The organism is Cellulomonas sp. B6 (assembly GCF_001462455.1).
GTDB lineage: Bacteria > Actinomycetota > Actinomycetes > Actinomycetales > Cellulomonadaceae > Cellulomonas.
This window is the reverse complement of sequence record NZ_LNTD01000054.1, coordinates 20,247-29,390: the sequence shown is the minus strand read 5'-3', so window position 1 is coordinate 29,390 and position 9,144 is coordinate 20,247. Positions and strand designations below refer to the sequence as shown.

The 9,144-nt window shown below is 77.1% G+C and carries 8 protein-coding genes; 3 read left to right on the top strand and 5 right to left on the bottom strand.

All coding sequences use genetic code 11. The features are described 5' to 3' along the window. Positions 1–258: 258 nt before the first annotated feature. Positions 259–1,377 carry a hypothetical protein gene (locus ATM99_RS04155; protein ID WP_150118109.1) on the bottom strand — a complete coding sequence of 373 codons (1,119 nt, stop codon included), beginning with the start codon at positions 1,375–1,377 and terminating at the stop codon, positions 259–261. Between the two features lie 110 nt (positions 1,378–1,487). Beyond that, complete coding sequence (locus ATM99_RS04150; RefSeq protein WP_062101668.1) at positions 1,488–3,752, bottom strand: LLM class flavin-dependent oxidoreductase; 2,265 nt, start codon at positions 3,750–3,752, stop codon at positions 1,488–1,490. A gap of 81 nt (positions 3,753–3,833) precedes the next feature. Here ATM99_RS04150 and bla point away from each other — a divergent pair, with 81 nt between their 5' ends. From bla to ATM99_RS04135, 3 genes are all read left to right on the top strand, one after another. Further along, positions 3,834–4,952 (top strand): class A beta-lactamase, encoded by a 1,119-nt coding sequence (bla, locus tag ATM99_RS04145; RefSeq protein ID WP_223304795.1) that lies wholly within the window; start codon positions 3,834–3,836, stop codon positions 4,950–4,952. A gap of 177 nt (positions 4,953–5,129) precedes the next feature. Further along, a complete protein-coding gene (locus tag ATM99_RS04140; protein WP_062101667.1) occupies positions 5,130–5,897 on the top strand; it encodes an alpha/beta hydrolase family protein in 768 nt (255 codons plus the stop codon). 151 nt (positions 5,898–6,048) lie between these two features. Further along, positions 6,049–6,474 (top strand): VOC family protein, encoded by a 426-nt coding sequence (locus ATM99_RS04135; RefSeq protein WP_062101672.1) that lies wholly within the window; start codon positions 6,049–6,051, stop codon positions 6,472–6,474. Between the two features lie 74 nt (positions 6,475–6,548). On the opposite strand, the gene ATM99_RS04130 is transcribed toward ATM99_RS04135, so the two are convergent. The 3 genes from ATM99_RS04130 to ATM99_RS04120 form a co-directional block, all read right to left on the bottom strand. Continuing rightward, on the bottom strand, positions 6,549–7,424 hold the full coding sequence (locus tag ATM99_RS04130) for a metal-dependent hydrolase (RefSeq protein ID WP_062101666.1): 876 nt from the start codon (positions 7,422–7,424) through the stop codon (positions 6,549–6,551). 210 nt (positions 7,425–7,634) lie between these two features. Further along, on the bottom strand, positions 7,635–8,558 hold the full coding sequence (locus tag ATM99_RS19610) for a PaaX family transcriptional regulator (protein ID WP_062101665.1): 924 nt from the start codon (positions 8,556–8,558) through the stop codon (positions 7,635–7,637). Then, positions 8,555–9,142 (bottom strand): GNAT family N-acetyltransferase, encoded by a 588-nt coding sequence (locus ATM99_RS04120; protein WP_062101664.1) that lies wholly within the window; start codon positions 9,140–9,142, stop codon positions 8,555–8,557. Before ATM99_RS04120 ends, ATM99_RS19610 begins: the two co-directional genes overlap by 4 nt. Positions 9,143–9,144: the final 2 nt, after the last annotated feature.

The following is a 9,144-nucleotide window of genomic DNA, read 5'->3' as shown; positions in this document are numbered from 1 at the left end:
CGCGCGGTCGGTGCGCGGTCCCGGCGGGGTGACGGGCATGGCTCCTCCTGCGCCGCGAGGGCCCGGACGTGTCCCGGGACGTGACCTCGTGGCCTGCGTCCAGGCTGGTCGCCGCGGGGTGCCCGGGTCTTCGGGCGCAGCGGGGAACCTCGCTTGCGACCTTCGGGGGAGACGACGACGGCCGGCCCCCGCCGTGAGCGGGAGCCGGCCGTGCGTCGACGGGCGGGTGACGGTGCCGGGCGGCGGCCCGGCGCGGCGTCAGAACGCGCCGATCGGCGTGCCCTGCGCGTCGGCCTCGAGCGTGTACGAGCCGTAGGGGCCGCTGAGGTACACGCGGACGGTCACGGCGCGGTCCTCGTCGGACCCGATCCAGCCGGCGGCGATGTGTCCGCTCGAGATCTCGTCGGCCGGGATGCCCGACGCCTCGACCGCCTGCTCGTACAGCCCGGGCAGCGCCGACCAGTCCACCGCGGAGAGGTCGAACTCCTCGCTCGGGTCCGGCTGGATGGTCGCGGGGCGCTCGCGGGTCGCGTTGCTCGCGACCGCCCACCACGTGTCGTACGCGGCGCGGCCGGGCGCGACCGGTGCGGTCACCCACACCTGGTCGTCGTACGCGAGGACCTCGGTGACGGTCGTCGTGCCGGCGGTGTCGGCGAACCGCTGCACCGCCTCGGCGACCCGCCCGGGCCCGCTGAGGTACGACGCGTCGCCGTGGCCGACGCCGCCCGAGCGCACGCCCAGCAGCACGTCGTCGCGCTGCTGCCACGTGGGCACCGCGACGCCGACGGCGGCGATCAGCAGGTACACCAGGAACCGCACGCCGCGGCCCTTGCGGCCGACCGGCAGGATCGGGCGCCTGCGGCCCGGCACGGGCTTGTCCGGGTCCCGCTCCCACAGGGGCGCGTCGGGCGTGGCGTGGATCCGCACGGGCGGCGCGGGCTCGTCGACGATCGCGACGTCGGGCGCGTCCTCGCCGACGCGCACGACCGCGAGCACCGTCCCCGGCAGGCGCGCCGGCATCTGCGCCGCGTCGATGAGCTCGCGCACGACCGTGCGGTACGGCCCGAGGTCGCGCGGGTCGACCAGCAGCTCGACGTCGTACTGCGGGACGTCGTTGATGACGGTGCCGGTGCGGCGCACGTCGAGGACCTTCGCGCCCGCGAGGCGCCCCGCGGCGCGTGCGGCCTGCACCGCCTCGGGGTCCGGCGGCGCCATGCTCGCGAACGAGCGCGCGACGTTCACGAGCACGAGGCCGATGATCGTGATCGGCAGCGCGGCCATCCAGACCCACGAGTACCGGTCGTCGCCGGTGGACCAGTGCAGGAGCGAGGCGCCGATGCCGGCACCGGCGACGAACGCGATGAGGAGACGGATCACGTACTGCACGGTAACAAGTGGCGCCGCTGACCTGCTGTGATGCGGACGACACGTGACGTGCGGCGCCCCGGAGGGCCGCCCGCCGGGACGCCCCACGAGGCCCCGGGCCGTCAGCCCCGCGGGTCGATGGGGAAGTTCTGGTCGAACACGTGGTCCGGGTCGTACGTGCGCTTGAGCGCGCGCAGCCGGTCGAGCGTGAGCGGCGGGAACGCGTCGAGCAGCCGCTCGGGCCGCGGGTCGGTCTCGAACGACAGGTACAGGCCGTCCATGTGCGGGTGCGCGAGGCGGTCCCACGCGTCGTCCAGGCCGGTGCGTGCCGACCGCCCGGCGAACGCCGTGACCGAGAACTGCTGGTGCCGGTGCGCGTACGCGGTCGCGTCGGGTGCGACGTCGTTGCCGGCGCCGCCCGTCGCGCGCAGCTGCACGAGCATCGTCTCGCCCGAGGCCAGCAGGCGCGCGAGGTCCGCCGCCGCGACGTCGGTCATCGCGGGCAGCAGCCCCGAGCGGGTGACGGGCGGCGCGCCGCCGTCGTGGTGCCGCGCGACCGGCCCGACCACGCCCGCGTACGGCGTGAGCGTCGCGCGCTGGTCGAGCACCGGCCCCGCACCCAGCAGCTCCTCGAGCGCCGCGACCGCCGCGGTCGTGTCGTCGTCGGCCCACACGGTCATGGCCTGCGCCATGGGCGGCCGCCCGCCCCCGCCCGCCTGCACGTGCAGGAAGCTCGTGAGCTGCCGCGGCGCGTCCTGCACCGTGCGGCCCCAGCGGTCGAGCAGCGCGGCCGGGTCCGACGCGTCGAACGTCATGGTCGCGAAGACCACGTCGGGGTACTCGCGCGCCTCGACCTCGACCCACGTGACGACGCCCAGGTTGCCGCCCGCGCCGCGCAGGCCCCACAGCAGCTCGGGCTCGTGCTCGGCGTCCACGACGTGCACCCTGCCGTCGGCCGTGACGACCTCGGCCGCGACCACGTGGTCGACCGTCAGGCCGAACGACCGGCCCAGCAGCCCGATGCCCCCGGTCGTCGCGAGGCCGCCGACGCCGACGCCGCCGTAGTCGCCTGACGAGATCGCCCAGCCGTGCGGCGCGAGCGTCGCGGCGACCTTGCCCCAGGTCGCACCGGCGCCCAGACGGACGCGTCGCGACGCCTCGTCGACGACCGTGACCTCGTCGAGCGCGGCGACGTCGAGCAGCACGCCGCCGTCGTTGGTCGAGCGGCCCGAGATGCCGTGCCCGCCCGAGCGGACCGCGAGCGGGCCGCGCTGCTGCCGGGCCCAGCCCAGCGCGTCGACGACCTGCGGGGTCGTGCGGGGCAGCAGCACGACGCCGGGCGCGCCGCGGCGCATGTACGTCGAGCGCAGCGCGCCGTAGCCCCGGTCGCCGGGCTCGACCGCGCGCACGTCGGAAGGGACCGTGTCGTACGCGATGCCGTCGACGCGCTTCGCGAGCGCCGCCGCGGGGCGGACCGCGCCCGTCACGGTGCCGGACGTCGCGCGCGCGGCGTCGACCTGGTCGCGGACCGCGGGCACGACCTGCTCGGCGAACGTCTGGAGGGTGCGCGGGTCGTCGGTGCCGAGCACGAACGTGCCGATGCCGTCCTCGAGCGCGTACCGCACGAGCGCGTCGACCCACTGCTCGGGCGGGCCGTCCAGGCCGTCGCCGGGCGTGGGGGAGAAGCGCCCGTTGACGTTGAGCAGGCGCCGGATCTCGCGCGGGTCGCGGCCCGCGGCCGTCGCGGCCTCGTCGACCGTCGCGTTGCCGCGCGCGAGGTCGCCGGGCTGCAGGTAGCCGAGGGACGGCAGCCAGCCGTCGGCCTTGCGGCCGACGAGTCGCAGCATGCGCGGCTTGTACGCACCGACCCAGATGCCGATGTCGTGCGCGGGCGCGGGGCCGCGCTTGGCGCCCGCGAGACGGTGGTGCTCCCCGCCGACGCGCAGCGCGCCGCGGCCGTCGGCGTCCCACAGCGCGCGGATGACGTCGATGGCCTCGTCGAGCGCGTCGACGGCCTGGCCGGGCGTGAGACGCGGCGTGCCCATGGCCTCGATCGCGTCCCAGAACGCGCCCGCACCGAGGCCGAGCTCGACGCGCCCGCCCGAGAGCAGGTCGAGGCTCGCGGCGGCGCGCGCGAGCACGGCCGGCGGGCGCATCGGCACGTTGAGGACGTTGCCCGACAGGTGCACACGCTCGGTGCGCGCGGCGACCCAGGACAGCAGGGTCCAGGTGTCGAGGAACGACGGCTGGTACGGGTGGTCCTGGAACGTCACGAGGTCGAGGCCGACCTCCTCGGTGAGCACCGCGAGCGCGACCGGGGTCTGCGGGTCGGCGTTCTGCGGCGTGAGGAACGTGCCGAACCGCAGCTCGTGCCCGTAGTCGGTCATGGTGACTGTCTCCCGTGGTCGTGTTCTGCACAGATCATATGCACGACAGACGATCTTGTGCGCCGCGCGTATGCTGCGGACGTGAGCACGCAGACGCCCGCACGCGCCGCCGACGACCTCGGCTGGCAGCTCGGCGCGCTGCTGACCCGCTGGCGGGCGGCCGTCGGCGCCGTGCTCGACGGCATCCCCGCCGGTCCTCGCGGCTACCACCTGCTGCGCGTGGCCGTCGCGGCCGACGTGCCGCCGACGCAGGCCGCGCTCGCGTCCCACCTCGGCATCGACCGCACCGTCATGACGTACCTGCTCGACGACCTGTGCGACGCGGGCCTGGTCGAGCGCTGCCCCGACCCCGCGGACCGGCGCGTGCGCCGCATCGCCGCCACCGAGGCCGGGCGCGCCGCGCTCGCCGACGTCGAGGCCCGGCACGGCGTGCGGCTCGGCGTGCACGCGCTCGACACCGTGACGGGCGCGACCGCGAGCCACCGCGCCGACGAGCGGTTCGCGTTCTGCTCGACCGTCAAGCCGCTCGCGGCGGCGGCCGTGCTGGCCGCTCGCGGCGTCGACGGCATGGACGAGCGCGTGCCCGTCGAGGCGGCCGACCTCGTGACGTACTCGCCGGTCACGGAGCAGCGCGTGGGCGTCGGCATGACGTGGCGCGAGCTGGTCGACGCGGCCCTGCGGTTCAGCGACAACACCGCGGGCAACCTGCTGCTGGCGGGTGCCGGCGGTCCCGCGGCGCTCACGGCGTGGCTGCGGGGCCTGGGCGACGACGTGACGCGCAGCGACCGCACCGAGCCCGACCTCAACGCGTTCGTCCCGGGCGACGAGCGCGACACCAGCACGCCCGGTGCGCTCGCGGGCACGTACCGCACGCTCGTGCTGGGTGATGCGCTCGGCGGCCCGGAGCGCGACCTGCTCACGGACGCGATGCTGCGCAGCACGACCGGCGACGCGCTCGTGCGGGCGGCCGCCCGGCCGGGCTGGGAGGTCGCCGACAAGTCCGGGGCCGGCGCCTACGCGACCCGCAACGACGTGGCCGTGGTCTGGACGGGGGCTCGCGGGACCGCCGCGGGGGCGCCCGTGGTCCTGGCCGTGCTGAGCGACCGCGCCGACCCCGGTGCGGAGCGCACCGACGCGCCCGTCGCGGAGGCGGCGCGCGTCGTGCTCGACGCGCTGGTGGGACGGCGTCCGACGGCCTGACGCGGCCCGCCCGCCGGGCGCACGGCGACCTCGCGCCCGTGCGCACCCCCGAGCCCGTCGTCCGAACCCCCGTGCGCGCGCCCGCGGCGCCGCTATGTTGGCCAGGACGACGTCGGTCGGGACCACGGTGGCCAGGACGGCGTCGGCCAGGACGACGCACCCGACGGAGGCCCCGCGATGGCGCTGCTGACCTGTCACTTCTTCTCCGAGGCGCTGCAGGAGAGCACGGCGATGACCGTGCTGCTGCCCGAGTCGGCGCACGGCCAGATCGGCATGGCCGGCTCGGACCGCAGCGGCCCGCCGCCCGTGCTGTACCTGCTGCACGGGCTGTCGGACGACGAGACGATCTGGACCCGCCGCACGTCGGTCGAGCGGTACGTCGCCGAGCGCGGGATCGCGGTCGTCATGCCCCGCGCCGGGCGGTCGTTCTACAGCGACGAGGTGCACGGGCAGGCGTTCTGGACGTTCCTGTCGCGCGAGCTGCCCGCGGCGGTGCAGCACTTCTTCCGGGTGTCGGACCGGCGCGAGGACACGTTCGTCGCGGGTCTGTCGATGGGCGGGTACGGCGCGCTGAAGTGGGCGCTGCGCGAGCCGCACCGGTTCGCCGCCGCCGCGAGCCTGTCCGGTGCGCTGTCGGTCACCGACGCGACGCAGCGCGGGATGCTCCTGGCGATGGTCCCGCAGGTGTGGGGCGACCAGGACCCCGAGGGCACCGACGACGACCTGCTGACGCTCCTCGACCGCGCCGACCCCGCGGCGCTCCCCGCGCTGTACACGGTGTGCGGTGCGCAGGACCCGCTGGTGGCGGGCCAGGAGGCGTTCGTGGCCCGCGCCCGTGAGCGCGGTGTCCCGGTCGACGCGCACGTGCACCCGGGCGAGCACGAGTGGGGGTTCTGGGACCGGCACGTGCAGGACGTCCTGGACTGGCTGCCGATCCGGGGCTGACGACGCGGGCCGGTCGCGCAGCCGTCGCGACGCGTGGGGCGTGCGCCACTCCGGGGCGCCCAGGCTCCGCGTCATCGGGAGTCGTCGGGTGCCGTCGCGAGTCGGCGCCCCCGCGGTGCGACCGGTGCGCGGGCGTGCGACGCTCGCCGTCATGGCCGACGACGCCCCGACCCCGCCGGTGCTGCGGGCCACGTCCGTGACGATCGGCGTCCCGGACGTGCGCGCGGCCGCGGCGTTCTGGTCGCGGCTGCTGGGTCACCGCGTGACCGCCGACGAGCCGCCCGGGCCGCACGACCCGCCCGGCGCCGGGTGGGCGCAGGTCGCGCCGCCGCCGGGTGTGCCCGGGCTGACGATCAACCTCGAGCACGAGGCGCGCTACCGCGCACCGGTGTGGCCCGCCCGCGCCGGTGAGCAGGTCGCGACGCAGCACCTCGACCTGCACGTCCCCGACGGCGACCTCGACGCCGCGGTCGCGTGGGCGCTCGCGTGCGGCGCGCGCCTGGCCGACCACCAGCCGCAGGACGACGTGCGGGTGCTGCTCGCGCCGGACGGCCACCCGTTCTGCCTGTTCGTCTGACCGCACCGTCGGGTGCGATCCCGTGAAGGGTTCCTGCTGCACAGCGGCAGGAACCCTGCACGACCCCGCGCGGGTCAGCCCGTGACCGGCTGCTGGAGCACCACCGCGCCGACGACGGCGGTGGTGCCCAGCGCCGTCGTGGCGGTCTCGACGACGCGTGCGAGCACGGCGTCGGCGTCGTACCCGAGCGACGTCAGCGTGCCGGCCGCGAGCGCGACGACCACGCCGTAGGTCGCGTACGCCGTGAGCGGCACCGCGACCAGACGCTCGCGCCACGACCCCGTGGTCCCCAGCAGCGGGACGGCGAAGTTGCCGCCACGGCTCCACACGTCGCGGAGCCCGGGCGTGCGCGTCCACCACCGGGGTGGGCGTGGCTCCCACGGCCACAGCAGAGGCACGCCGCCGCCCGTGAGCATGTCGCCCAGCACGTGCACGGCGGCGCCGATCCCGACGGCGACGGGCAGCCAGTCCCACGTCGTCGGCGCGACGACCGTGACGAACCCCGCGAGGGCGACGGCCAGCGCCCACGCCTGCAGCCGCCCGCGGCCCAGGCCGAGCGCGCGCGCCGCGAACGCGACGAGCAGCAGCGACGTCACCCCGGCGCCCACGGCGAGGTCGCCCAGCACGGAGGTCGTCACCGTGACCTGCCCGGCCGCCCACGCGACCCCGACGAGCGCCGCGACCCCCAGCACCGAGTGCGTGCCGTTGCGGTGCCCGCCCGAGACGGCGGCCACGGCGTCGCACACCCACTGCGACACGGGCGGCAGCGAGTGCGCGATCGTCGCGTCGTGGTGGTCGGCGTCGGGGGCGAGCGCCGCGCCCGCGCACACCAGCGCGCCGGCGACGACCCCGAGCGGGCCGACGGGGTACCAGCCGAGCGTCAGCGGTGCGGTCGACGCGACGGCGACCCAGGCGGCCGCCCCGCACACCGCGTGGTGCGCACCCTTCATCGGGCGCCGTCCGGGACGTCCCGGCCCTCGGCGAGCGCTGCGACCTGCGGGGACGGGGTGGGGCGGGGCAACGGGACCTCCGGACGGGTGACGCGGGCGGCGCCCACCTCACCCGTCCGGGCGACGTGCGTCAAATGCCCGGTGCGTCCCGCACGGCGCGTCGTCGGCGGGGCACCCGTCGGTGCGCCGAGCGACCGGGTGACCGTGGGCTCAGTCGAGCCAGCCGCGGTACACGGCGTCGCCGCCGGGCAGCGCCCGCAGCGCGTCCCAGCGCGCGCGCCACGTGCGGCGCGCGGCGGCGGGAGGCCAGGGCTCGGGGCGCAGGCCGGGCGGCAGCAGCGGGTCGTCGCGCATCGCGCGTTCGAGCGCGTCGGCCAGCCGGAGCTGACGGACGGCGACCGGCACGGTTCCGGCGGAGTCCCCCTCGGTCGTCGTGCTCGTGCGCGCGGCGCCGCGTCCTCCGGCACCGCCGAGCGCGCCGCCGTCCGCCGCGCCGTCGTCCGCCGTGCCGCCGCCCGCACCGCCGTCCGCCGTCCCGCCGCCCGCCGCGTCGTCGGCCGCGAGTGCCGCGGTGACCGCGTCGTACGCCGCGACCACCGGTCCGGCGGGCCACAGCGTCTCGGCCAGCACGAGCGGGTCGTCGACGCCGCGGACGTCGAGCGTCGTGGCGACGGCGGTGGCCGTCGCGGAGCGGGCCTGCGCCGGCAGCACGTCGGTCAGGTCGTGGGGGCTGACGTAGAGGCTGGTCGCGACGGCGGCGGCGCCGGACGCGAGCAGCTCGCGGCGCAGCGCGTCGCGCACGGCCCGCTCGCGCTCGGGCACCGTGAGGGCGACGAGGTGCCAGCGGCCGTCCCACGGGGCGTCGCCCGCGTCCTGCGCGAACGCCAGCGAGAGCGCGATCCGGTCGCGTGCCAGACGACGCCGCCCGGCGTCCGTGAGCGCGACGGTGCCGGCGCGTCCGCGGCCCGCCTGCACGACGTCCCCCGCGGCGACCGCTCGCCGGATCGCGAGCCGCACGGGCTGGTCGTCGAGGCCGGCGAGGTTCGCGGTGTCGTAGACGAGCGCGAGCGGCACCGCGTCGTCAGGGGGCAGCAGGGCCTCGAGCGCGGTGCGGGGTGCGACGGCCGGGGTCATGGCGTGGTCCTCCGCTCCAGGGTCGTGACGCGGTCGACACCGTAGACGGGGCCGAGCGGGCCGAGCGAGTCGTGCCCCACCGGGCGGAAGCCGACCCGGTCGTACAGGGCGCGGGCGCGCGTGTTGGCGTCGACGACGGTGAGTCGCACGGCGTCGAGCCCGTGCGCCCGGGCGTGGGACCCGGCCGCGTCGAGCAGGGCGGTGCCGATGCCGTGCCCGCGCAGGTCGGCGTCGACGCAGATGCCGTCGAGGACGAGCGCCCCGGGTCGCTCGTCGCGGCGCAGCGGCAGCAGCACGAGGGTGGCGCGCAGCGCGGCGAGCGGGCCCACGTGCCGGCGCAGGCCCGCCCACGTGACGTCGGCCATGCCGTGCCCGCCCCGGTGGTAGCCGCACACGCCGCTGACGCGGCCGTCGGTGCGGGCGACGAGCGCGCGGTCGGGGCGCAGGGTTGTGGCGACGACGGCGCGTCCGGTCGCGTCGTCACGGAAGGCGGGGCGGAGCTTGCGTCGGAACGCGTGCCAGTAGAGGTCGGCGACGAGGTCGCGCTCGTCGTCGGTGAAGCCGGGGGACACGGTGGTCGTCATGA